We start from the raw sequence: 22,536 nt of genomic DNA, 5'->3' as shown, positions 1-22,536 counted from the left end.
ATGGCCGAGCCGCTGCCCATCGACGAGGCGCTGCCGCGCCTTCTGGACGCCATGCGCAGCCGGGGGCGCGCCGTGCTGCAGGCGCCGCCCGGTGCGGGCAAGACAACCCGCGTGCCGCTGGCGTTGATGGAGGCGGGCCTCGCCCCCGGCCGCATCGTGATGCTGGAGCCGCGCCGCCTGGCCGCGCGCACCGCAGCCGAGCGCATGGCCCAGAGCCTCGGCGAGGAGGTGGGCGGCACTGTCGGCTACCGCGTGCGCGGAGAGGCGCGCACCGGCAAGGCGACGCGGATCGAGGTGGTCACCACCGGCATCCTGACCCGGCGCATTCAATCCGACCCCGAGCTTACGGGTATTGGCACCGTTATCTTCGACGAGTTTCACGAGCGCAGCCTCGACGGCGATCTGGGCCTCGCGCTCTGCCTCGAAATTGCAGGCGCGCTGCGCCCCGATCTGCAGCTCTTGGCGATGTCCGCCACGCTGGACGCGGCGCCGGTGGCGGCGCTCATGGGGGACGCGCCGCTCATCACCAGCGAGGGGCGCGCCTATACGGTCCAGACCCGCTGGCTGGACCGGCCCCGCCCCAAGGCGCAGCGGCTGGAGGCGGCGCTGGCCGATGTGACCTGCGAGGCGCTGGCCGAAACGGAGGGCGGCGTGCTGATCTTTCTGCCCGGCGAGGGCGAGATCCGCCGGCTGGAGGGGCTGCTGGCGCCGCGAATCGGCGCGGACTGCGTCCTGCGTCCCCTCTTCGGCGCGATGGAGTTTAAAGCCCAGCACGCGGCCATCGCGCCCGACCCGGCCAGGCGCAAGATCGTGCTCGCCACCTCGATCGCCGAAACCTCACTGACGATCGAGGATGTGCGCGTGGTCATCGACGGCGGCCGCGCGCGGCGCATGCGCTTCGATCCGGGCGCCGGGATGGCCCGCCTCGTGACCGAGCCGGTGAGCCGTGCCGAGGCGACCCAGCGCCAGGGCCGCGCGGGACGCGTGGCGCCGGGCACCTGCTACCGCCTCTGGACCCGCGGCGAAGAAGGCGCCCTGCCCGCCTTCCCCCCGGCCGAGATCGAGGCGGCGGACCTCGCCCCGCTCGCACTGGAACTGGCGCTCTGGGGCGCGGCGCCCGAGGCGCTGCCGCTGCTGACACAGCCCAACCCCGGCAGCTATGCCGAGGCGCAGGCGCTGCTGGCCATGCTGGGCGCACTCGATGAGACAGGGCATATCACAGATCACGGGCGCAGCCTGGCCGCGTTGCCGCTGCATCCGCGCCTTGCGCATATGCTGGCGCTGGCGGGCCCCGAGGCGGCACCCCTCGCCGCGCTCCTGTCAGAGCGTGATCCCCTGCCGCGCAGCGCCCCCGCCGATTTGGGCCTGCGCCTCGCCGCGATCCGCAGGCCCAAGGGGCCGCACCCCCACGCGCCCAGCCGCGCGGTGCTGGCGCGCATTGCCCAAGCCGCGCGCCGCCTCGCCAGCGCGGCCAAACCGGCGCAGCACTCCGATTTAAGCGACGCTGAAATGGCCGCCATCGCCTATCCCGACCGCATCGGGCTGCGCCGCTCGGGCGAGGCGCCGCGCTACCTTCTCTCAGGCGGCAAGGGCGCTGTTTTGAGCGCCGAGGATCCGCTGGCAGGCCAGCGCCTGATCGTGGTGACGGATACCGACGGCAACCCGCGCGAGGCGCGCATCCGGCAGGCGATCCCGATCTCGGAGGCGCAGCTGCGCGGCCTCTACGCCGACCGCATCCACTGGCACGACATCTGCGCCTGGTCGCGCCGCGAGGGCCGCGTGACGGCACGCCAGCAAGAGCGCTACGGCGCGCTCGTTCTCGATGACCGCCAATGGAAGGATGCGCCGCTGGAGGCCATGACGCGCGCCATGCTGGGCGGTGTGCGCGAGATGGGCCTCGTCTGGACGGATGCCGCCCGCCGCTTTGCCGCGCGCGTGGCGCTGGGGCGCGCCGCCGGCATGGACCTGCCGGAGATGAGCGACGCGGCCCTGATGGACAGGCTCGAGGACTGGCTGCTGCCCTTCCTGCAAGGCACCCGCAGCGCGGCCGCATGGCGCCGGTTCGACATTCTGGAGGCGCTGCGCGCGCAGCTCGACTACCAACAGATGCAATCGCTCGACGCGCTGGCACCCGCCCATTTCACCACGCCTCTAGGCCGCCGCATACCCATCGACTATGACACCGACCCGCCCGAAATTCAGCTGCGCCTCCAGGAAATGTTCGGCCAGACCACACATCCCATGGTGGGCCATACGCCGCTGCGCGTCACGCTCCTGTCGCCCGCGCAGCGTCCGGTGCAGACCACGATGGACATTCCCGGCTTCTGGGCCAACAGCTATGCCGATGTGCGGCGCGATATGCGCGGGCGCTACCCGCGCCACCCCTGGCCCGAAGACCCAAGCCAGGCAGACCCCACCCTGCGCGCCAAGCCGCGCAAATAGCGCGTCCGCCCCCGTTCATCTTGGCAAAAATACTCAAATCCCGTCGGCGCCGGTCAGTCCCACCATGGCCCATGATGCGATCCCGCCTCACCAAGTCTTTCAAACCCATGATGGCCAAAGAAATCGCGCTGTGCCTGGATCAGATCGGCTGTGCCCCGACCTTGACGCATGGTGTCGAACCAGCCGATGGCGGCACTCAGCGCCGGGGCCGCGTGACCGCCGGTGACCGCCGCCGCGACGGTGCGGCGCAGCGCGGGGATGGTGCGCTCCAGCTCGGAGGCCATAGCGGGCGCGAGAATGAGCTGGCCGCCTTCTAGATCCTGGTGAAACGCAAGCGCGATGTCGTCCAGAAGGTCCGAGCGGATGATGCAGCCCGCGCGCCAGATTTCGGCGATGCGCGCGAGATCGAGACTCCAGCCATATTCCTCGCTCGCCGCTTTCAGAATGCGAAAGCCCTGCGCGTAGCACAGGATGCGTGCGGCCAGAAAAGCTCGCTCCAGCACGTCCTCGCCCAGATCCAGCGCACTGCGCGCGCCGCCCAGGGCCCCCTCGATCGCGACGCGCGTCTGTTTTTCCGAGGACCAGCTCCGCGCCGCCACGGCCGCGTCGATCATGCTGGCCGACTGACCAAGCCGCACGGCTTCGATCACTGTCCAGCGCCCGGTGCCCTTCTGGCCGGCAGCGTCCTTGATCACGTCGATCGCAGGGTGCCCCGTCACGGGATCGCGGTAGCCCAGAAGCTCGGCGGTGATCTCGGTGAGGTATGAGCGCAGCGGGCCCGCGTTCCACCGCGCGAAGGCCTCGCCTATCTCGTGCGGGGCGCGCACGAGGCCATAGCGCATGAGACCGTAGATCTCGGCGATGACCTGCATGTCGGCGTACTCGATGCCGTTATGCACCGTCTTGACGAAATGACCGGCACCGTCCGGGCCCAGATGCGCGGCGCAGGGATCGCCCTCGTGACGCGCGGCGATGGCTGTAAGAATGGGTCCCAGCTGTGCCCAGCTGTGATCGCTGCCGCCCACCATCATCGAGGGACCGTGCCGCGCCCCGGCCTCACCGCCCGAGACCCCCATCCCGACGAAGTGAATGTCGCGCGCGGAAAGGTCCGCATTGCGGCGGCGGGTGGCGTGGAAATCGGCGTTGCCGCCGTCGATGATCGTGTCCCCGGGCGACAGCAGCGGCAGAACCGCCTCGATCATCGCATCCATTGGCGCGCCCGAGGGGATCATGAAAAGAATGATGCGCGGCAGGGCCAAGCCCGCGACGAAGGCTTCCAGAGTCTCGTGTGGGTGCAGGCGCCGGGCAAGATCGCCCGCCTCGGACATGAACGCCGGCAGCCAGTCGGCCTCACGATTGGCGACAGCAACGTCAAAGCCCTGTTCGGCCATGTTCAGCGCCAATGCGCTGCCCATCGTGCCGAGGCCGTAAATGCCGATACGTGCCGCTTGTGTCATGTCGCACTCCCCCTGCTATGGCTGCAGCCTAGGCGCGCGGCGCGGGCGTTTGCAAGGCGGCGCTCAGACGCCGAGGCACCAGCGCATGATCGCCTTCTGCGCGTGAAGGCGGTTCTCGGCCTCGTCGAAGACGACCGAGCCGGGGCCATCCATGACGGCGCTCGTGACCTCTTCCTCGCGGTGGGCCGGCAGGCAGTGCATGAACAGCGCGTCGGGCTTGGCCGAGGCCATCAATGCCTCATTCACCTGATAGGGGCGCAGCATGTTATGGCGCCGCTCCTTGGCGGATTGGCTGTCATGCATGCTGACCCAGGTATCCGTAACGACCAGATCGGCGCCCGCGACCGCCTTGTGCGGATCCCGCTCGACCGTGATGCGCGCGCCGGCCTTGCGGGCGAGGCCGATGAACTCCTGCTCGGGCTCCAGCTGGACCGGCCCGGTAAAAGTGAGGTCGAAGCCGAACTGCGCCGCCGCATGCAAAAAGGATGCGCAAACATTGTTGCCATCGCCCGACCAGACGACCTTCTTGCCTTTGATTGGTCCGCGATGCTCCTCATAGGTGAGGATATCGGCCATGATCTGGCAGGGATGGGTGCGGTCGGTCAGGCCATTGATGACGGGCACATCGGCGTAATCCGCCATCTCGATCAGGACCGACTCGTCGAAGGTGCGGATCATGATGAGATCGACGTAACGGCTGAGGACGCGGGCCGTGTCGGCGATGGTCTCGCCATGGCCCAGCTGCATTTCGGTGCCCGAGAGCAGCATGGACTGCCCGCCCATCTGGCGCACGCCCACATCGAAGCTGACGCGCGTGCGCGTCGAGGGTTTCTCGAAGATGAGCGCGACCATCCGTCCCGCCAGAGGCAGCTCGTCATCTGACGCGCCGCGCGTGCGGCCCGCGCGGGCCGTCTTCATCGCGGCGGCATTGTCGATGATGCCGCGCAGCGCAGCGGGATCGGTTTTGTGGATGTCGAGAAAATGGTTCATGTGCAGGTCCCGTTGCGGGCGGCGGCAGGGGTTTTACACCCCCGCACCCCCGTAGGATATTTTCAGCAAGAAGAAAGCGTGCTGGCGGCTTTGTCGAGGCGGGAGAGCGCCTCGGCGATTTCGGCCTCGGTGATATTGAGCGGGGGCAGCAGGCGCAGCACGTTATCGGCGGCGGGGACGGTGCAAAGGAGCTGATCGTAGCAGGCAGCCAGCACATCCGTGTTGGGCGCCTTGCATTTGAGGCCCAGCATCAACCCGGTGCCGCGCACGGCCTCAAACACGTCCGGGTGTGCGGCAACCAGCGCCTCGAGCCGTTGGCGCATGTATCCGGCGCGAGCGCGCACGGATTGCAGAAACGCCTCGGTCGCCACCTCCTCCATCACCGCGTTGCCAACAGCACAGGCCAGCGGGTTGCCTCCATAGGTGGAGCCGTGGGTGCCCGCCACCATGGCGCTGGCGGCGTGTTCGGTGGCCAGCACCGCGCCCAAGGGAAAGCCGCCGCCGATACCCTTGGCGACCATCATGATGTCGGGCTCCACACCGGCCCATTCATGGGCAAAGAGGCGGCCCGTGCGGCCCATGCCGCATTGCACCTCGTCAAGGATCAGCAGGATGCCGCGTTCGTCGCAGAGATCGCGCAGGCCCTTGAGGCATTGATCGGGCAGCGGGCGGATGCCGCCCTCGCCCTGCACCGGCTCGATCAGGATGGCGGCGGTTTGGCCCGTGATGGCGCCCTGAAGCGCGTCGTGATCGCCCCAGGGCAGATGCGTAAAGCCCGGCAGGAGCGGGCCGAAGCCATGCGTCATCTTTTCCGAGCCTGCCGCCGCGATCCCGGCCGAGGAGCGGCCGTGGAACGAGCCTTCGAATGCGATGATCTGGGTGCGGTCGGGCTGGCCCGCGTCATGGAAATGACGGCGCGCCATCTTGACGGCCAACTCGCACGCCTCGGTGCCGGAGTTGGTGAAAAAGACCGTATCGGCAAAGGTGGCGGCAGTCAGCCGGTCTGCCAGCTCTTGCTGCGCGGGGATCTGGTAGAGGTTCGAGGTGTGCCAAAGCGTGCCTGCCTGCGCGGTCAGCGCCGCGACCAGCGCGGGGTGTGCGTGGCCCAGCGCATTGACGGCGATCCCGGCGCCGAGATCGAGAAATCGCCTGCCGTCCGCCTCGATCAGCCAGGCGCCCTCGCCTCGGACAAAGCTGAGCGGCGCGCGATTATAGGTGGGCAGGATGGACGGGATCATGGCGGCAGTTCCTTTGGGTCAGGCGCCAAGGAGTGCCGCAGGCACGCGCGCCTGTCAACTCGGCGGCGCGGCGCCGCTGGCCCCGTTACGCCTTGAGCCGGTAGCCCCGCATGAACATCGCAAGCGCGATCCCCGACACCGCCAGCGTCGAGAGAAGCGCAATGGTGGCCCCGAGTGCAGGGGCGCTGTCAGACACGCCCAGCACCGAATAGCGCAGCCCGTCGATCAGGTAGAAAATCGGGTTGAAATGGGTGATCTCGTTCAGCACCGGGGGCAGCGCTTCGACTGAGTAGAAGGTGCCGGACAGAAACGCGAGCGGGGTTACGACGAAATTCGTGATCGCGGCCATCTGATCAAACTTGTTGGCAAAAATCCCCGCGACGATGCCGACTGCCCCCATGAAAGCCGAGCCGAGAATGACATAGCCGATCAGCATGAAGGGATGCAGCGGCATGATGCCGAGGAAGATGGCGATGCCTGCCGAGATGGCCACCGCCACAAAAAGGCCGCGTCCGATGGCACCGACAAGATAGCCAGTGACCAGCTCGGCCGGGCTGAGGGGCGGCATGAGGGTGTCGACGATATTGCCTTGCACCTTTCCGATCACGATCGAAGACGAGGTGTTGGCAAAGGCGTTCTGAATCACGGTCATCATAAGGATGCCCGGCGCGATGAAATGCGTGAACGGCACGCCCATCACATCGCCGCGCGTGGGGCCAATGGCGATCGTAAAGATGACAAGGAAGAGAGCGGCGGTGGCCAGCGGCGCCAGCAGCGTCTGCGTCCAGACGGCGGTGAAGCGCATGATCTCGCGCCAGCAAAGTGTGCCAAGACCAAGCCAGTTGACCGCGCCGAAACGGCGAGTGCCCATATCGGTGAAATCACGGGCGGGGCGGCTGGCGGCATCGGAGGATCGGGTCTGCATGTCATGCCTCATTTGTCTTTTGCGGCGCGCGGACGTGGCGGCTCGGATAGGCCGCGCAGTATGCGGGCGTTCGGCGGGGCGCCAAGAGCTCGGCGGGGCCGATTCGACACCTTGTAACTCGGACATGAGTGATTAGAATAGAGCACTCTTGAAATTTACGGGAAAGCGCTGCCCCGAAGGCCGCGCATCCCAGAGGTAAGGAACGGGCCGCCTATGTCCTGGAGCGACGAACGCGTCGAGACGCTGAAGAGAATGTGGGGCGAGGGCCAATCCGCCAGCCAGATCGCGAAAGAGCTGGGCGGCGTGACGCGTAACGCCGTGATCGGGAAGGTGCACCGCTTGGGCCTGTCGAACCGCAATGGCGGTGCGGGCAGTGCCGGGGCCAGTGCCGCCTCCGAGGCGCCCGCGTCCGAGACGCCAAAACCCGCACCCAAACCCGCGGCAAAGCCGTCCAAGCCCGCAGCAAAATCCGCGTCGGCACATCCCGCCAAGGCAGATCCGGCCCCTGCGCCCGAAGAAGACAAGGCCGAGGAGGCGCCCGCCGCGCCCGTGACCCGGATCAAGCCGATCATTCCCGCAGGTCAGCCCCTGCCGCCGCAGCCCTCGACCAATGAGATCGATCCCAAGGCGCTCGCCAAAGTCAGTGAAGTCGAGAAGAAAGCCAAAAAGCTGTCTTTGATGGAGCTGACGTCGCGCACCTGCAAATGGCCCGTGGGCGATCCGGCCACAGATGATTTCTGGTTCTGCGGCCTGCCCTCTCAGGCCGGCAAGCCCTATTGCGAGGCGCATGTGGGCGTCGCGTTCCAGCCGATGAGTTCGCGTCGGGATCGCCGGCGCTAAACGGTTTTTATGACCTGCCTAGAGCCCCGTCCGATCCGGCGGGGCTTTTGCAGGTCTGGGGATGCCTGCGGCGCGAGTATTTCTGCCAAGATGAAGACGGGCAGTCAGTCGAAGAGCTTGAAGAGCTCCTTGACAGCCTGATCCTTGACACTGTCCCTCAGCGCATCTTCAACCGACCGGCCTTCTTGCCGGGTGACGCCCAGCTCCTTCTCGACGAATTTGTCGATCTCGCGGTCCACCTCCTCGCGGGCCTTCTTCTCAAGCTCCTTGCGTTCTTCGCGCAGGTTGAGGTCAATCGCCTTTTCCAGATCGGGCCGGATGCGTGGATTTGACCATGGGCCGGTTATGCTGACCGGGATGGCAAGGCCGCGGCTGTTCTCGCCTTGCAGAAGGACGGGCGTGAAGAGATAGTCGATATCGCGCGCACCAAGGCCGATGCGGCCCTTGCCGGTCGCGGTGGCCAGCGGCATCGACATCCTGAGATCATCGCCGCGCATGTTGCCCCCCTCGATCACGAAGCTGGCGCCCGTCTGATCAAAAACGGTGGTGCCGCCGCTGCCATCGCCGGTGCGCATCAGGCGGTCGAGGTCGAAGCCCGAAATGACCCCGCGCCCGGTGGCGACGCTGAGATTGCCGCTGAGACTGTTCATGATGTCGTGCACCGATTGGCCGACGCCCAGAAAATCGACCGCCAGGGTGCCGGTGGTGGAAAAGCGTGTGATCCCCGCGGCATCGGTCAGGAAGCGCTCCATATCGATGCCGCGCGCCTCGAGATCGCCGCCCACCGATAGGCCCGAGCGGTTGTTGGCCACCGCCTGCCCCGTCAGCGCGCCGCCATAGCCCTCGAGCCGGCGCAGCGTTGCGACGGCGCGCGCATTGTCGATGGTGAGGCCGATATCGGCGGCGCCGAAGGTGAACTGGCCCAGATCGAGGCTATCGGCAGTCAGCGCGATATCCGCATCGGCAAGGCCCAGCGCGCTGGCATTGATAGGCGCGCGCGACCAGCCATCATCGCCGCTGGCCGGTGCGGGGCCGCCGCCGCCGCCACCGCCGGGCGAGAGCATGGCGAGGTCCAGCGCGCCCGCATCCAGCCGCGCGGTGAGGCGCGGGCGGGTGCCTGCGGTCACCACATCAAGCGCGCCGGTCAGGGTGTTGCCGCCAAGGCCCAGCGTCATGTCGCGCAGGGAGATGCGGAGATCCTCGGTCACGCTCAGCTGACCCGTGGCCGAGATTTCGCGGCCCAGCCCCCGGGGCAGATCGGCCGGCGGCAGGCCAAGCGCGCCCATGAAGCGGGCGGTGCTGTCGATGTCCGCCGTCATGCGCGCGTCCAGTTGCGGCGCGGCGCTGGCGCGGCCGTCAAGCCTGAGGGTGACGCCATCCGTGGACACGGTGACGTCGAGGGGTGACACGCCGCCCTCGATCAGCGGGCCAAGCTGATTGATCGTTCCCGCAAAGCGCACGTCCTGATCGGCGGGCCGCAGGACCAGATCGAACGTCGCCTCACCGTTGTAATCGGGCCAGCGCAGTTCCAGGCTGACGCCCGACATCTGTTGCCGGGTGCCGCTGCGCGCGTCGATATAGGTGACCGACGCATCGGTGATAAGCGCCCGGTCCAGCGTCAGGGCCAAGGCGCGCGACTGCGCCGCCTCGCCGCCTGAACCGCCTGCGCCGCCGCCTGCGCCCTGCCCCGATTGGGCCACGCCGTCGACGCCGATTTCCCAGTTGCCCCGGCCATTCGCGTCCCGCTCGATCACGATGCGGGGGCGCGCGACCTCGAGGCCGGTGATACGCACTTCGCCGCCGATCAGGGCCACGGGATCGACGCCCACCTTGAAACTGTCCGCTTCGAGCATGGGGCCTCCGCTGGCCCAATCGGCATTGGCGATGGTCGTGCGGCCCGTGCTGATGCCCAGAACCGGGTAGAAACTGATCGAGGTATCGCCCGTCATCGTGACCTCGCGGCCCGTCATGGTGCTGATCCGCTCGGCGGCGATGCGCGCGATCCGTTCGCCCGGCAGGAAAAAGAGCGCGCCCACGGCCAGAAGCGCCGCAACCAGGACGAAGCCGATGATCTTGGTCAGGAATTTCATGTGCAGCCTCGCTGTCTCGGGCATTGCGGCGCCCTTTTGCGGGGCAGCTTAGGCGCGCGCCCGCGGCGCGGCAATAGTTTGCCCCTTTTGCCGCCAGCCCGGAGCGTCTATATCGCGCCAATGAGCACAAATCCCCCCGATCTGCGGCCCGATCTGGCCCGCGCCCGCCTGACCCCCGCCCCCCGCCGCGAGGGGCAGCCGCATATCGGCATGGTGTCGCTGGGCTGTCCCAAGGCGCTGGTCGACAGCGAGCGCATCCTGACGCGGCTACGTGCCGAGGGATATGGCATCTCGCCCGATTATACCGGCGCGGATGCGGTGATCGTCAACACGTGCGGGTTTCTGGACAGCGCCAAGGCCGAAAGCCTTGCCGCCATCGGCGAGGCGCTGGCCGAGAACGGCCGCGTCATCGTCACCGGCTGCCTCGGGGCAGAGCCCGAATACATCACCGGCGCGCATCCCAGCGTCATGGCCGTGACCGGCCCGCACCAGTATGAGCAGGTGCTGGACGCCGTGCATGCCGCCGTGCCCCCGCGGCCCGATCCCTATATCGACCTTCTGCCAGCCTCGGGTGTCAGCCTGACGCCGCGACATTACTCTTACCTAAAGATTTCAGAGGGTTGCAATCACAAGTGCAAGTTCTGCATCATCCCCGACATGCGCGGTCGGCTTGCGTCGCGCCCGGCGCATGCGGTGATGCGCGAGGCGGAAAAGCTGGTCGAGAACGGGGTCAAGGAACTGCTGGTCATCAGCCAGGATACCTCCGCCTACGGCGTCGATATCAAGCATGCAGAGGAGCGTGGCCACCGCGCGCATATCACTGATCTGGCGCGCGATCTGGGCAGTCTGGGCGCGTGGGTGCGGCTGCATTACGTCTATCCCTATCCGCATGTGCGCAACCTCATTCCGCTAATGGCGGAGAGCCTCGTGCTGCCCTATCTCGATATTCCCTTCCAGCACGCGCATCCCGATGTCTTGCGCCGCATGGCCCGCCCCGCTGCTGCGGCCAAGACGCTGGACGAGATCGCGGCCTGGCGCGACATTTGTCCAGACATCACGCTGCGCAGCACCTTCATCGTCGGTTATCCGGGTGAGACGGAAGCCGAGTTTCAGACCCTGCTCGACTGGCTGGACGAGGCGCAACTCGATCGCGTCGGCTGTTTCCAGTACGAGAATGTCGCTGGCGCGCGCTCGAACGATCTGCCGGATCACGTGCCGGACGCGGTCAAGCAGGAGCGGTGGGATCGTTTTATGGAAAAGGCGCAGGCCATTTCGGTAGAGAAATTGGCAGCCAAGGTTGGATCCGTGCAAGACGTCCTGATCGACGATATCGATGAGGACGGTATTGCGACCTGCCGCACAAAGGCCGATGCGCCCGAGATCGACGGCAACCTCTTTATCGACGAGGATACCGAGGGCCTCAGCGTCGGTGATCTGGTGCGTGTCGAAGTGGACGAGGCGGGCGAGTATGACCTTTGGGGCGCGCGCCTCCGCTAGGTGGGCTTGAAAACGGCGCGATCGGTGTCAGATGCTGGTCATGCGGCGGATGCTCCGGCGCGGCTATCGTCACATTTCGACCTGAGAGGGACGCCATCTGATGTCCTATCCCGCCTATTCCCGTGGTGAGCGGTTGGCCGATGCCATCGTGCATTGCATTGGTATTGCCCTTGGCATTGCAGCCGTCGCTCGGCTATTTTTGCAAATGCCCGGCACGGCGGATGCGGGGATCTGGGCGGCGCTCGCCGTTTATTCCGCCGCTCTCATGATCATGCTAAGCGCGTCAGGCGCCTATCACATGCTGGCCCATACCGTGCTGCGCCCTGCGCTGCGGCGGTTGGATCACGCGGCAATCTACGTCAAGATTGCGGGCACGTTCACGCCGCTTGCGGCCCTTCTCGGGACCGCGTTTGGATATGTCACCCTAAGCGTGGTCTGGGCGCTGGCGCTGGCGGGCGCCGCGGCCAAGCTGGCGACGGGGCCGGGGCGGATGCACACGGGCTTTCTGCCGTATCTGGTGCTTGGATGGCTCGGGCTGACCCTGTTCGTGCCGCTGATCTGGATCCTGCCTTGGCTCAGCCTAGGTTTCCTCCTTGCGGGCGGCCTGCTCTATACGGCGGGACTGGCCTTTTATACGTGGGAAAAGCTGCGCTATTCCAACGCGATCTGGCACGTTTTCGTTCTGATGGCCTCGGCCTGCTTCTTTGGCGGGATCGTCAGCGCGGCGGGTCTGCTGCCGGCCCCCTCCTAGCGCGCAAACTCGGCCAGCCATGCCTCGACGCATGCCTGCACATGGCGAAAGCGGTCACCGCCCAGATGCTTGCCACCGTACCAGCGCGTCACGACCACGATGTAGCCGTTCAGCCCCTCGCGTTCGAGCATGCGCACGATCACCATGCCCGCCCCTGCCTCACCATCGTCGCCCTTCAGCGGTGTGCCGTCCGGTAGGATCACAGCCCAGGTGTTATGGGTTGCCTTGGCGAATTTCTTGTCCCGCTTCAGGTGCTTGAGAAACGCGTCCGCGTCTTCGCGCGACGCGGCGGCACCACCGGAGACCGCGTATTTCGATCCCCGGTCGCTGACCACGCCGGTCAGTTGATAGATGCGGGGGCCCGCCACGCCGGGATCAAAGCCCGGCGTCGACACGCCTCACTGTCTCGATGCGCTGCGCGTTGGGTGGGTGCGTGCCGAGGAAGCGGTCGCCCGGATCTGCGATCTGGGTAAAGAATTCAGCACCGCGCACGGGATTGTAGCCAGCGCGCCTGGTGATGACTGTGCCCAGCGCATCCGCCTCCAGCTCGTAATCCTTGGAGTAGGTGCGCGCACCGAGGCCGGCGCCAATATCGGTTGCGCTTTGCACGGTGCTCTGACCCGCGCCCGTGATGGCCGCAAGCCCGCCCAGAAGGATGGCGCCGGTCATGGCGTTGCTGCGCTGCCGGTCCAGATGTCCGGCGATGTGATGAGCCGCCTCATGGCCCATGACAAAGGCCAGTTCGTCGCGGTTGCGCACCTCGGCAATCAGCGCGAGGTTGAAGGCCAGGATGGGGCGGCCCTGCTTGTCGACCGTCTGGAACGCGTTGGCCGGCTGGCCGGGGCGATCATCGACGACAATTCGAAAATCACAGTTGATGTTGCTGGTGCGCGCGTTGCACTCGCGCTCGGCCACCGGCTCGACCGCCGCGACGACGGATTTAAACTGCGCGATCTTGGCAGAGGTCGGCGTGGCAGGTGGCTTGGACGGGGCGGCGGCGGTCGCCTGACCGGGCGCCCGGCCGCTGGTGGGCGCAGGGGCATCGCATGCGGCCAGTGCCAGCACGCAAAGCAGAGTGAGCTTTCGCATCGAAATCCTCCGGACAATCGCAATTTTCCCCATCCTAGCCACCCTGTTGCGCGAGGACCAGAGCGATTGCGCCGCCCTTGCAAGGCGCCGCCGATGCCGCCACCCTGAGCGCGAGCGCGGCAAGGGCCGCGACAGCCATCCAAGGAGCGCGCCATGTTTTCCATCGAGCATGAATTTGACGCCAGCGTCATCACCCTTGTCGATGAGGGCGCCGCGCCCTTGCAGGAGGACGTCGTGATCGAGGCCTTCGAGGAGTGCATCGTGGTCCGCCAATTTGACGCCCGACTGGGCGAGATGCGCGACATCACCCTCTCCATGACGCAGCTGCGCGATCTGGCCGCGGCGCTGAACCTGCCCGAAGGCGTCTATACCAGCGTGCCGCGCGGCCCGAATGGCACGGCGCGCCCTTGACCCGGCGCACCGGGCGCCCGACATAAGGGCAAGCGCATAACGCCCATCAGGACAAAAGCAAAAGCCGGAGCCTACACATGCCAACTCCCCGCCCCGACGTGCTGGATTTTCTGGCGACGCGTCGCTCGCGCCCCGCCAAGACGCTGGGCCTGCCGATCCCGTCCCGCGCCGAGCTGATGCCGATCCTCGAGATGGCAGCGCGCACGCCCGATCATGGCAAGCTGGAGCCGTGGCGCTTTCTCGTGCTGGAGCGCGCGGCGCTGACGCGCATCGCGGGTGAGATCGCCGGGCTGAACGGCGCGCAAGACCCGGAGGCGTTGGAAAAGGCGCAGGCGCAGTTCCGGGACGCACATCTGGCCGTGGCGGTGATCGAGGTCCAGCGCCCCTCCCCCAAGATCCCCGCCATCGAACAAACCTATTCCGCGGGCGCCGTCTGCCTCGCGCTGCTCAACGCCGCGCTTGCGTCGGGATGGGGTGCCAATTGGCTCAGCGGTTGGGCCAGCCATGACCGCGCCTTTGCCGAGGGCGTCATGGGCCTTGCCCCCCACGAGCGTATCGCCGGCCTGATCCATATCGGTACCGAAACAAGCGCCCCGCCCGAGCGTCCGCGCCCCGATCTGGGCGCCATCACAACCTGGGTCGAGGCATGATCCTGACTGCCTTTGCCAAGGCGCTCGGCCAGCTGGGCGATCCGCGCTTTCGCCGTGTGCTGATCTTGGGGTTGGCGCTGACCATTGCGCTGCTTTTCGCGGTCTATGCGCTGGTGCTGATTGCGATTTCCTGGCTGACGGGCGATGCCGTGACCCTGCCGTTGGTGGGCGAGGTGCGCTGGCTGGATGACCTCTTGGGCTGGAGCAGCCTTGTCGCCATGATGATCATGTCGATTTTTCTGATGGTGCCCGTTGCCTCCGCGATCACCTCGCTGTTTCTGGAAGACGTCGCGGCGGCGGTCGAGGCGCGGCATTATCCCGCGCTTCCCCCGGTCGCGCCCATGCCATGGTCCGACGCGCTGCGCGACACGGCAGGATTTCTGGGCGTTCTGATCGGCGCAAACCTCTTGGCGCTGATCCTTTATATTGCGCTGCCCTTTGGGGCGTTTGCCATCTTTTGGGGGTTGAACGGCTATCTTCTGGGGCGCGAATATTTTCAGCTGGCCGCGATGCGCAGGCTTGGCCGCGCCGGCGCGCAGGATCTGCGCCGCCGGCATTGGCTGACGGTTTGGGCGGCGGGCGTCTTGATGGCGATTCCGCTATCGGTGCCGCTGATCAACCTCCTGATTCCGATCCTTGGCGCCGCGACCTTTACCCACCTAGTCCACGCTCTTCGATCGGACCCGGCCCGAACCGGCTGAAAAGGTCGATATCATCCATCGAGATGACACCCCCGAGGATGATCCACGCCAGAATGGCCCATATGACGAAGGCGACGCCGGTGGTGATCCAGGCCTTCTTCTTGAGATCGTGCCGCTCGGGCGAGCCGTGATGCGTGCCCGGCACCGTCTTGCCCGCTTCGCCTTGGGTTTGGAGGCGAATGGGAATGGCGACGAAAAACGTCATGAACCAGATGACGGCATAGAGAACGAGGCCGGAAACGGGGCCCATCAGACTTCCTCCAACTCAATGAGGCATCCGTTGAAATCCTTGGGATGCAGGAACAACACGGGTTTGCCATGGGCGCCGATCTTGGGCGCGCCATTGCCCAGAACGCGCGCGCCGCTTTCGGTCAGGCGGGCAGCGGCGGCAGCGATGTCCTCGACCTCGTAGCAGACATGATGAATGCCGCCCGCGGGGTTCTTGTCCAGAAATCCGCGAATCGGGCTCTCGTCGCCCAGGGGATAAAGCAGCTCGATCTTGGTATTCGGCAATTCGATGAAAACAACGGTCACGCCATGGTCCGGCTCGTCCTGGGGCGCGCCGACATTGGCGCCCAGTGCGCCGCTATACTGCGCCATGGCGGCTTCCAGATCCGGCACTGCAATGGCCACATGGTTGAGACGTCCGATCATGTGCGGTCCTTTGTTTTACTGGCCGTGGCAGAGCCTGCTCTTGGTTCGGCCCTGCGACATGATCACTTTATGGGGCGCCCGGTGGCCAAGGGCAAGTGGCGCGGCGTCGCACCGGACCACGCGCGCCGGCGCGGGGGTGGCGGACCCTGAAAGCACCATCCACAAGCATCGCCGACTTTTCGACGCAGGCGTTAACCCTGCGTTAGCCAAGTCTGCGTAACGCTTAGGGTCAGATAGCTGCCAACCCAAAGGATGAAACCATGGACGATCTGCCCGGACTGACCCCGATCCCCTGCCCCACCTCGGCCCGCCCCCTTTTGGGCATGACTATTCTGGTGGTCGAAGACAGCCTTTATGCCTGCGACGCGATGCGCCTGATGTGCCTGCATTCCGGCGCGCGCATCCGCCGCGCGGATTGCCTGCGCTCGGCGCGGCGGCATCTGCAAGTCTATCGTCCGACCGCGGTGATCGTGGATCTGGGCCTGCCCGACGGCTCGGGCCTCGATCTGATCGCGGAATTGGCGGTGGCCGAGCCGCGCGTGACCTCGATACTCGGGGCCAGCGGAACCGAGGGCGCCGAGGCCGCCTCCCTGGCCGCAGGAGCGGACGGGTTTCTGGCCAAGCCCCTGATCAATCTGGGCGTTTTCCAGCAAACCATCCTCGCCACCCTTCCGAATGACAGACAGCCTGCCGGACCCCGCCTTCTGCGCAATGAGGACGTGCGCCCGGATCCGATGGCCTATCGCGATGACATGGTACACGTGTCGAACCTGCTGGACGAGCATTCCGAGGGGCCGGTTCTGGATTATGTGGCGCAATTTCTGGGCGGCGTCGCACGCTCGGCCGATGACGGGCAACTGGCGCAGGCCGCCGATGCACTGGGTGCCCAGCGGCGCGGCGGCAAGGCGCTGAATTCGCGCCTCGCCGAGATTGCCGGCATGGTACAGGAGCGTCTGGGCAACCGGGCGGCGATGTAGCGCCGACGGACCTGCTGCCGCACTGGCGCGGCAGCGCGCATCGGATATCATGGCGGCACGGCGGGCCAGAACGGCCCGCCCGGACCAGCGGAGCGCGCCATGCCATTCGATCCCGATCAGGCCGAGATTCGGTTCGGTTGCGGCCTTGCGCCCGGCATTGATCCGCCCGCTTCGATTGACGCGATGATGGCCCGGCTTGCCGGCCCGGACGAGGCCGCCCACGCGTTTCCCATACCGGATACCGCCGCCTATCTTGAGCGGATGGTCCATGTGCAGGCTGCGCGCAAGGCGCGCCGCAAGGTGGAGGGCCAAGAGGCAAAGGACGAGGCGCGCAAGGTCTATCGCCGGATGATCCGCGCCACGCGCGCCGAGGCCGCCGGCTGGACCGGGCAAATGCTGCGTCGCCGTGTGCTCACGGGCGATGGCCTGCGCGAGCGGCTGACCGCCTTTTGGGCCGATCACTTCACCGCGCGCGGTGCCGGCTTCGTCTGGCCCGAAGCGCATCTTCCCTATGTCGAGACGGCCATCCGCCCGCATGTCGCCGGGCGCTTTGTGGATATGCTGCGCGCTGTCAGCCAAGAGCCGTTGATGCTGGTCTATCTCGATCAGAGCAAATCCGTAGGGCCGAACAGCGCGCGGGCCTTGAAAAAGGTCCGGGGCGGGCTGAACGAGAATTTCGCACGCGAGCTGCTGGAGCTGCACACGCTGGGCGCGGGCGGGCCGTACGAGCAGGCAGATGTTGCCGCGCTGGCACGGCTGCTGACCGGGCTCAGCTACAAGCTGGGGCGCGGCTACAGTTATCGTGCCGCGCTGGCCGAGCCGGGGCCGCATGTACTCCTGGGCCAACCGCTGGGCGGGCCGGACCCTGAAGAGGCACATGTGCATGCCGCGCTCGACCTGCTGGCTCATCATCCCGCCACGGCGCAGCATCTGGCGCGCAAGATGGCTGTGCATTTTATCTCGGATCAGCCCGATCCCGCGCTGGTGGAGGCGATGCGCAGCGCCTTCCTGACCACAGGCGGCGACTTGGCCGCGATGACCCGTGCCATGCTGGAGCATCCCGCCGCCTGGATACCCGAGCGTAGCAACGTAAAGCCGCCCGTCGATTTCGTCGGCTCCGCCCTGCGCGCGCTTGGCCTCGTGGCCGCGCATGTCCCGGCCGAGAACGCCAAGGAGATGAACCAGCTTTTCCTTGCTCCGCTTGAGTTGATGGGGCAGCCCCAGGCCCGGCCACCCGGCCCCGATGGCTGGCCTGAGGCGGATGCCGACTGGATCACGCCCCAGCGTTTCGCCGCACGGCTGGGCTGGGCGATGACCGTCCCATTCCAGTTGCGCCGCACGCTTCCCGACCCAGGCCATTTCGCCCGGCACGCGCTTGGTCCTGCCTTGCCGGAACCGGTGGCGCGGGCCGCCCGGCGCGCCGAGACGCGGGCCGAGGGGATCGGCCTTGTCCTTGCCTCCCCCGCCTTTCAAAGGGTTTGACGCCATGTCCCGCCTCAGCCGCCGCAATTTCCTGACCCGCAGCCTCGCCATGGGCTGCTCTCTGGCCGCATCGCCCCTCGTCACGCCCGTCACGCTGGCCAGCACGCCGGGCGACGCGCGCCTCGTCGTAATCATCCTGCGCGGCGCGATGGACGGCATCGGCGCGGTGCCGCCTTTGGGCGATCCGGCCCACGCCGCATTGCGGCCCGAGGTCGACGCGCTGGACCTCGGGGGTTTTTACGGCATGCACCCCGCCCTTGGGCCACTGAAGCCGCTCTGGGACAAGGGCGAGCTGGCTTTCGCGCACGCCGTCTCGACCCCGTATCAGGGCCAGCGTAGCCATTTCGACGGGCAGGACATGCTCGAGGCCGGGACCGGCATGGATGCGATGGGGCGTCTGCGGGATGGCTGGCTTAATCGCCTTTTACGGCAGATCCCAGGCGCCGAGGCGGGCACGGCCTATGCGGTGGGGCGCGGCGACATGCTGCTGCTTCAGGGCGCGGCGCCCGTATCCAACTGGTCGCCCGACGCGGCGCTCATCCTCAGCCCACAGGCCGAGCGCCTATTGGAAGGGATCCTGCACGACGACCCGCTCTTTCGCGATGCCGCGATGGAGGCGCTGGAGCTGTCCGCCGGGGGCAGCGCCGACATGGAGGCGCCCAGCACCGCAGACATGATGAGCGCCAACGCCCTGCCCGCCGCGCGCCCCGATGCCATCGCCGCCTTCGCCGCCGAGCGGCTGCGCGAAGAGGCGCGCATCGCGGCCTTTTCGCTGACCGGGTTCGACACCCATGCCAGCCAGCATCGCAGCCTGCCCCGCGCGCTGGACCGGCTCGCCAGTGCCATCACCACCTTGCAGACCGGGCTGGGCCCCGCATGGCAAAAGACGGCTGTCGTCGCCATCACCGAATTCGGGCGCACCGTGCGCCTCAACGGCTCGGGCGGGACGGACCATGGGACGGCAGGCGCCATGATCATGGCGGGCGGCGCGCTGCGCGGCGGCCAAGTGTTGGCCGATTGGCCGGGACTGGCCGAGGCGGACCTCTTCGAGCGGCGCGATCTGCGCCCCACGCGCGATCTGCGCGCGCATCTGGCCTGGATGATCCGGCATCTCTACGACACCGAGATCGCCGCGCTGGAGCGTGACATCTTTCCTGGCCTCGACATGGGCGCCGACGCGCGGCTGATCCTCTAGTTTTCGCTTTCCTCGACGCCCCCGGCGCCTATGATCAACCCGGCCTGAGGAGCGAGAATTGACATGAGCGAGAAACGCCCGCGCGGCCCCGTGATCAAGGGCTGGACCCCGCCGCCCTTGCCCGAGCGCCGGGCGATGATGGGCCGTTATGCCCGGCTGGAGCCGCTGGGCGCCGAGGCGCATGCGGCCCTTCTCTTTCGCGCCTATGACGGCCATGACGAGGTGTGGGATTACATGCCCGCCGGGCCGTTCGCGTCCTCGGCGCAGTTCCACCGCTGGATGCGCGACATCACCGCCTCGCCGGATTACGTCTTTTTCGCGATCTACGACACCAAGGCAGAAGCGTATGGCGGCTTTGCCTCCTACTTGAGGGTTCAGCCGTCGGCGGGATCAATCGAGGTGGGCTATATCGCCATGGCGCCCCGGCTCCAACGCACGATTGCGGCGACCGAGGCGATGTATCTGATGATGAAATGGGCGTTTCAGGCGGGCTATCGTCGGTATGAGTGGAAATGCGACGCACTCAACCTGCCGTCGCGCCGCGCCGCCGAGCGGCTGGGCTTCAGCTATGAGGGCGTTTTCCGGCAGGCGACGGTGGTCAAGGGGCGCAACCGCGATACCGCGTGGTTTGCCGCCATCGACGCCGAATGGCCCGCTCTGGACGAGGCGTTTCGCCTTTGGCTCGATCCTTCGAATTTCGACGCGCAGGACCGCCAGCGCTCGTCCCTGAGCGATCTGACACGGCTGGTGCGGGTGGCCAGCGATCCTGCCCTGCGGCGCTAAACTCGGAACCGCCGGGCCATCATTGCGTTCATTCGCTAACTCTCAGCGAAAAGGACCGTAGCCATGAGTGACATTTATTCCGCAATCAAAGCCGACCACGACCACCACCGCGAGCTTTTGGAGAAGATCTCGGACACGTCAGGCGCGTCCGAAGACCGCAAGAAGGCGTGGGAAGAATTCTACTCAGACGTCAAGTCGCACGGCGCCGCCGAGGAAGAGACGTTCTACTCCAAGCTGATTTCCAAGACATGGGGCCAGGATTCGGCCCGCCATTCGGTGCATGAGCATCAGCAGATCGACGATCTGATGGAAGAGCTGCGCGAGATGGATATGTCCGAAGGCGCGTGGTTGGAGAAGTTCAAGAAGCTGCGCCACGATTACGAACATCACATCGACGAAGAAGAGAACGAAGTCTTTGCGCGCGCCCGCGAGGTCATTCCCGAGGACGAAATCAAAGGCTATGGCGAGCGGTTCGCCAAGCGCAAGGAAGAGGAGATGGGGCTGATCGAGGAAAAGCGCGAGGACAGTCTGGAAGACTGACCCCGCTTTTCGGCGTTACTTGTCCTGCGGGATCACCCGCAGGCCAAGCTCCATTAGCTGATCCGACGACGGCGCGCTGGGAGCGTTCATCATCAGATCCTCGGCGCGCTGGTTCATCGGGAACATGATGACCTCGCGGATATTCGCCTCATCCGCCAGCAGCATCACGATGCGGTCGATACCCGCCGCGCAGCCACCATGGGGCGGAGCGCCATATTGGAACGCCTGCACCAGTCCGCCAAAACGGCTATGCACCTCGGCTTCGTCATATCCTGCCTTTTCGAACGCGGCGATCATTACGTCGAGGCGATGGTTCCGGATCGCGCCGGAGACAAGCTCGTATCCATTGCACGCCAGATCATACTGATATCCCAGCACTTTGAGCGGATCGCCTTGCAGCGCCTCAAGCCCGCCCTGCGGCATCGAGAAGGGGTTGTGCGAGAAGTCGATCTTGCCCGTCTCCTCGTCGGCCTCGTACATCGGAAAATCGACGATCCAGGCAAAGGCGAAGCGGTTTTCATCCGTGAGGGCCAGTTCATTGCCGATCTCGGTGCGGGCCTTGCCCGCGACACGCTCGAAGCTGGCGGGCTTGCCGCCTAGGAAGAAGGCGGCGTCGCCCTCGCCCAGACCCAGTTGCTGGCGGATCGCCTCGGTGCGCTCGGGTCCGATATTCTTGGCCAAGGGGCCTGCGGCTTCCATGCCGTCATCGCCCGCACGCCAGAAGATATAGCCCATCCCCGGCAGGCCCTCTCTCTGGGCAAAGGCGTTCATGCGGTCGCAGAATTTGCGGCTGCCGCCACCGGGGGCGGGGATGGCGCGGATCTCGGTGCCGTCCTGCTCCAGAAGCTTGGCGAAGATGGCAAATCCCGAGCCGCGGAAATGATCCGAGACAACCTGCATCTTGATCGGGTTGCGCAGGTCGGGCTTGTCGGTGCCGTACCAGAGCGCGGCGTCGGCGTAGCTGATCTGCTCCCAGGTGGTATCGACTTTGCGCCCGCCGCCGAATTCCTCAAAGATGCCCTGAATGACAGGCTGGATCGTGTCGAACACGTCCTGCTGCTCGACAAAGCTCATTTCGAGATCGAGCTGGTAGAAATCGGTGGGCGAGCGGTCGGCACGCGGGTCCTCGTCGCGGAAGCAGGGCGCAATCTGGAAATACTTGTCGAAGCCCGAGACCATGATGAGCTGCTTGAAAAGCTGCGGCGCCTGGGGAAGCGCGTAGAATTTGCCCGGGTGCAGGCGCGAGGGCACCAGGAAGTCGCGCGCGCCCTCGGGGGACGAGGCGGTGATGATCGGCGTCTGATATTCGCGGAATTTCTGGTCCCACATGCGGCGGCGCATCGAGGCCACGACATCGCTGCGCAGGGTCATGTTGCGCTGCATCGCCTCGCGGCGCAGGTCCAGATAGCGGTGCTTGAGCCGCGTCTCCTCGGGGTAGTCTTGATCGCCGAAGACCATCAGCGGCAGCTCCTTGGCGGCGCCCAGTACCTCGATGTCGCGGATGAACACCTCGATCTCACCGGTCGGCAGCTTGGGATTCACCAGCGATGCGTCGCGCGCCTTGACCTCGCCATCGATGCGGATGCACCACTCGCTGCGCACGGCATCCACGGCGGCGAAGGCCGCGCTGTCGGGATCGCAAATGAGCTGGGTCATGCCGTAATGGTCGCGCAGATCGACGAAGAGCACGCCGCCATGGTCGCGGATGCGGTGGACCCAGCCCGAGAGGCGCACGGTATCGCCCACGTTTTGCTTGGTCAGGTCGGCGCAGGTATGGCTGCGATAGGCGTGCATGCGGGTCATCCTCTTTGGCGGGTCTGGCGT

22 protein-coding genes are annotated in these 22,536 nt (G+C 66.4%); 12 read left to right on the top strand and 10 right to left on the bottom strand.

Annotated features, from left to right (window positions below; all coding sequences use genetic code 11):
- Positions 1 to 2,442, top strand: a complete 2,442-nt coding sequence (hrpB, locus tag BW975_RS07590) for an ATP-dependent helicase HrpB (RefSeq protein WP_076532383.1) — start codon at positions 1 to 3, stop codon at positions 2,440 to 2,442.
- 53 nt (positions 2,443 to 2,495) lie between these two features.
- On the opposite strand, the gene gndA is transcribed toward hrpB, so the two are convergent.
- The 4 genes from gndA to BW975_RS07570 all read right to left on the bottom strand — a co-directional run bounded on the left by gndA (position 2,496) and on the right by BW975_RS07570 (position 7,052).
- The gene (gndA, locus tag BW975_RS07585) at positions 2,496 to 3,899 is read right to left on the bottom strand and encodes an NADP-dependent phosphogluconate dehydrogenase (protein ID WP_076532381.1); all 1,404 of its coding nucleotides are present in this window, start codon (positions 3,897 to 3,899) and stop codon (positions 2,496 to 2,498) included.
- A 63-nt stretch (positions 3,900 to 3,962) separates the two neighbouring features.
- Positions 3,963 to 4,889 (bottom strand): ornithine carbamoyltransferase, encoded by a 927-nt coding sequence (argF, locus tag BW975_RS07580; RefSeq protein ID WP_076532379.1) that lies wholly within the window; start codon positions 4,887 to 4,889, stop codon positions 3,963 to 3,965.
- Positions 4,890 to 4,951: 62 nt separating this feature from the next.
- Positions 4,952 to 6,127 carry an aspartate aminotransferase family protein gene (locus BW975_RS07575; RefSeq protein WP_076532377.1) on the bottom strand — a complete coding sequence of 392 codons (1,176 nt, stop codon included), beginning with the start codon at positions 6,125 to 6,127 and terminating at the stop codon, positions 4,952 to 4,954.
- An 85-nt stretch (positions 6,128 to 6,212) separates the two neighbouring features.
- Entirely contained in the window at positions 6,213 to 7,052 is an 840-nt protein-coding gene (locus tag BW975_RS07570) for an ABC transporter permease (protein ID WP_076532375.1), read from the bottom strand.
- 213 nt (positions 7,053 to 7,265) lie between these two features.
- On the opposite strand from BW975_RS07570, the gene BW975_RS07565 reads away from it, so the two are divergent.
- Positions 7,266 to 7,892 carry a GcrA family cell cycle regulator gene (locus BW975_RS07565; RefSeq protein WP_076532373.1) on the top strand — a complete coding sequence of 209 codons (627 nt, stop codon included), beginning with the start codon at positions 7,266 to 7,268 and terminating at the stop codon, positions 7,890 to 7,892.
- Positions 7,893 to 7,996: 104 nt separating this feature from the next.
- On the opposite strand, the gene BW975_RS07560 is transcribed toward BW975_RS07565, so the two are convergent.
- Positions 7,997 to 10,006, bottom strand: coding sequence for an AsmA family protein (locus BW975_RS07560; protein ID WP_244512476.1), 2,010 nt, complete (start codon positions 10,004 to 10,006; stop codon positions 7,997 to 7,999).
- A 96-nt stretch (positions 10,007 to 10,102) separates the two neighbouring features.
- Between BW975_RS07560 and rimO the strand changes: the two genes are divergently transcribed.
- On the top strand, positions 10,103 to 11,479 hold the full coding sequence (gene rimO / locus BW975_RS07555; protein ID WP_076532371.1) for a 30S ribosomal protein S12 methylthiotransferase RimO: 1,377 nt from the start codon (positions 10,103 to 10,105) through the stop codon (positions 11,477 to 11,479).
- Between the two features lie 100 nt (positions 11,480 to 11,579).
- The gene (gene trhA / locus BW975_RS07550) at positions 11,580 to 12,230 is read left to right on the top strand and encodes a PAQR family membrane homeostasis protein TrhA (RefSeq protein ID WP_076532369.1); all 651 of its coding nucleotides are present in this window, start codon (positions 11,580 to 11,582) and stop codon (positions 12,228 to 12,230) included.
- On the opposite strand, the gene BW975_RS07545 is transcribed toward trhA, so the two are convergent.
- Positions 12,227 to 12,583, bottom strand: coding sequence for a YigZ family protein (locus BW975_RS07545; protein ID WP_076533514.1), 357 nt, complete (start codon positions 12,581 to 12,583; stop codon positions 12,227 to 12,229). The two genes, trhA and BW975_RS07545, sit on opposite strands and share 4 nt — an antisense overlap.
- Before the next feature lie 22 nt (positions 12,584 to 12,605).
- Entirely contained in the window at positions 12,606 to 13,319 is a 714-nt protein-coding gene (locus BW975_RS07540; RefSeq protein ID WP_076533512.1) for a M48 family metallopeptidase, read from the bottom strand.
- Positions 13,320 to 13,472: 153 nt separating this feature from the next.
- Here BW975_RS07540 and BW975_RS07535 point away from each other — a divergent pair, with 153 nt between their 5' ends.
- The 3 genes from BW975_RS07535 to BW975_RS07525 all read left to right on the top strand — a co-directional run bounded on the left by BW975_RS07535 (position 13,473) and on the right by BW975_RS07525 (position 15,081).
- Positions 13,473 to 13,730, top strand: coding sequence for a hypothetical protein (locus BW975_RS07535; protein ID WP_076532367.1), 258 nt, complete (start codon positions 13,473 to 13,475; stop codon positions 13,728 to 13,730).
- Between the two features lie 77 nt (positions 13,731 to 13,807).
- Positions 13,808 to 14,380, top strand: a complete 573-nt coding sequence (locus BW975_RS07530) for a nitroreductase family protein (RefSeq protein WP_076532365.1) — start codon at positions 13,808 to 13,810, stop codon at positions 14,378 to 14,380.
- Positions 14,377 to 15,081, top strand: coding sequence for an EI24 domain-containing protein (locus tag BW975_RS07525; RefSeq protein ID WP_076532363.1), 705 nt, complete (start codon positions 14,377 to 14,379; stop codon positions 15,079 to 15,081). Before BW975_RS07530 ends, BW975_RS07525 begins: the two co-directional genes overlap by 4 nt.
- Here BW975_RS07525 and BW975_RS07520 read toward each other — a convergent pair.
- Together BW975_RS07520 and mce are read right to left on the bottom strand one after the other, a co-directional pair.
- A complete protein-coding gene (locus BW975_RS07520) occupies positions 15,032 to 15,331 on the bottom strand; it encodes a DUF1467 family protein (protein ID WP_076532361.1) in 300 nt (99 codons plus the stop codon). The two genes, BW975_RS07525 and BW975_RS07520, sit on opposite strands and share 50 nt — an antisense overlap.
- A complete protein-coding gene (mce, locus tag BW975_RS07515) occupies positions 15,331 to 15,735 on the bottom strand; it encodes a methylmalonyl-CoA epimerase (protein ID WP_076532360.1) in 405 nt (134 codons plus the stop codon). The genes BW975_RS07520 and mce overlap by 1 nt, the downstream gene beginning before the upstream one ends.
- Before the next feature lie 260 nt (positions 15,736 to 15,995).
- Between mce and BW975_RS07510 the strand changes: the two genes are divergently transcribed.
- From BW975_RS07510 to BW975_RS07490, 5 genes are all read left to right on the top strand, one after another.
- Positions 15,996 to 16,712 (top strand): response regulator, encoded by a 717-nt coding sequence (locus BW975_RS07510; protein WP_076532358.1) that lies wholly within the window; start codon positions 15,996 to 15,998, stop codon positions 16,710 to 16,712.
- A 99-nt stretch (positions 16,713 to 16,811) separates the two neighbouring features.
- Positions 16,812 to 18,194, top strand: coding sequence for a DUF1800 domain-containing protein (locus BW975_RS07505; RefSeq protein WP_076532356.1), 1,383 nt, complete (start codon positions 16,812 to 16,814; stop codon positions 18,192 to 18,194).
- Positions 18,195 to 18,198: 4 nt separating this feature from the next.
- Positions 18,199 to 19,389: a DUF1501 domain-containing protein gene (locus tag BW975_RS07500; protein WP_076532354.1), complete on the top strand. Its 1,191-nt coding sequence runs from the start codon at positions 18,199 to 18,201 to the stop codon at positions 19,387 to 19,389.
- 63 nt (positions 19,390 to 19,452) lie between these two features.
- Positions 19,453 to 20,172 (top strand): GNAT family N-acetyltransferase, encoded by a 720-nt coding sequence (locus tag BW975_RS07495; RefSeq protein ID WP_076532352.1) that lies wholly within the window; start codon positions 19,453 to 19,455, stop codon positions 20,170 to 20,172.
- Positions 20,173 to 20,235: 63 nt separating this feature from the next.
- Positions 20,236 to 20,712 (top strand): hemerythrin domain-containing protein, encoded by a 477-nt coding sequence (locus BW975_RS07490; RefSeq protein WP_076532350.1) that lies wholly within the window; start codon positions 20,236 to 20,238, stop codon positions 20,710 to 20,712.
- A gap of 15 nt (positions 20,713 to 20,727) precedes the next feature.
- On the opposite strand, the gene aspS is transcribed toward BW975_RS07490, so the two are convergent.
- Complete coding sequence (gene aspS, locus BW975_RS07485) at positions 20,728 to 22,506, bottom strand: aspartate--tRNA ligase (protein WP_076532348.1); 1,779 nt, start codon at positions 22,504 to 22,506, stop codon at positions 20,728 to 20,730.
- Positions 22,507 to 22,536 lie beyond the last annotated feature (30 nt).

The sequence above is a fragment of the Roseovarius nanhaiticus genome, assembly GCF_900156535.1.
In the GTDB taxonomy this organism is placed as follows: domain Bacteria; phylum Pseudomonadota; class Alphaproteobacteria; order Rhodobacterales; family Rhodobacteraceae; genus Roseovarius; species Roseovarius nanhaiticus.
Note: the sequence above shows the minus strand (reverse complement) of the source record. Positions and strands in the feature narration are given on the sequence as shown.